This is a genomic window from Methanosarcina sp. UBA5 (genome assembly GCF_002505485.1).
Taxonomy (GTDB): Archaea; Halobacteriota; Methanosarcinia; order Methanosarcinales; family Methanosarcinaceae; genus Methanosarcina.
In genome coordinates this window covers 1-1,454 of record NZ_DAVG01000059.1, presented here as the reverse complement: position 1 = coordinate 1,454, position 1,454 = coordinate 1, and the positions used below count along the sequence as shown (strand labels likewise).

At 41.7% G+C, this 1,454-nt stretch carries 1 protein-coding gene; it reads right to left on the bottom strand.

Annotated elements, in window-relative coordinates; all coding sequences use genetic code 11:
- Positions 1-446: 446 nt before the first annotated feature.
- On the bottom strand, positions 447-1,454 hold a 1,008-nt coding region (locus BP621_RS05780), incomplete at its 5' end, for a radical SAM/SPASM domain-containing protein (RefSeq protein ID WP_292388463.1).

Genomic DNA, 1,454 nt, shown 5'->3' with positions numbered 1-1,454 from the left:
GGTTATAGGTAATTAAGGAATCGTAACCACTACAACATTGACATTACCTAATCTTAATATTAAAAATTAAATACCGTGGTTATGAGGCTCGAATTATAGTTTAGTTGATTACCTAATTTCTTCACTAACCTAAGAGAAAAGATAAATATAGAATACATGAGAAAGCACGGAAAGTCTCCGTGCCCCTTTTTCATTTCTGCAGTATTTTTCAGAAAGTACACGGTTCATATCTGCGTTTGAAATTAACTTAGGAATGTGTGTATTTGACTACTCTTCTCCTTGATGTGTATATTCAAAAATCTGTATTTTGGCATATTTTGGAATGAATGAACTAAATTGATAATTCATAATACGAGATTTTTGAGAAGAAGTTTTGATTTTTCTGATCAACCTTACATAAACAGGATGAATAAAAACTATAATTAAATAAAGCCTGAAAGGGGGTTTCAGGCCTTATAATACCCAATTTCTTCTTTTGTAAGGTAGCAGGCAGGATCATCTGCCCAGACGTTTCCATATATGGCTTCGGCCCGTACTCTGAAGTTCCCATTGCAAACATCGAGCCATTTGCACCGGGCACAGCGATCTCCATGGGCTTTTATAAGGGGTTTTCGGTTTTTAAGCCCGGCCATGAGTTCATCACTCAGGTCAGTCCAGATTTCACTGAATGGGCGTTCCCGTACATTCCCAAAGGAGTAATGCCTCCAGAACTGGTCGGCATGTACCGCCCCGTCCCAGGATACGCAGCCTATGCCTACCCCTGACGAATTGCCCTGGTTCATGGAGAGAAGTTCAAATACCTCGGCAGCCCTTTCCGGATTTTCTTTGAGAAGCTTCATGTACAGGTAGGGTCCGTCGCAATGGTTGTCCACTGTCAGGACTTCGGCAAGAAAGCCTTTTTCATGAAGTTTTCTTGTCCTTTCAAGTATAAGGTCTACAGCCTGCCTGGATTCCTCAAGGGAAAGATCTTCTTTTACCATTTTTGAGCCCCGACCTGCATAAACCAGATGATAGAAACATATTCTCGGAATCTTTTCTTCTTCAAGCAGGTCAAAGATTGCAGGAATATCCTTTACATTTTGCTTGTTGATGGTAAAACGCAAGCCAACCTTTATGCCTTCTTCCTGGCAATTGTGAAGCCCTCTTAGAGCTGCATCAAATGCTCCTTTCATGCCCCTAAATTTGTCATTTGTCTCCCTTATCCCATCAAGTGAAACTCCTACATAAGAAAGCCCGACGTCTTTTAATTTCTTTGCCATCTCCCGATCTATGAGCGTCCCATTTGTAGAAATTACGGCTCTCATCCCCTTCTCACGAGCATATGCCGCAAGCTCAGGCAGGTCTTTTCTCAGGGTTGGCTCCCCTCCGGAAAAAAGAATTACCGGACTCCCAAAACTTGCAAGGTCATCTATAAGAGCTTTGCCTTCTTCAGTCGAAAGCTCGTTTTCAAATTC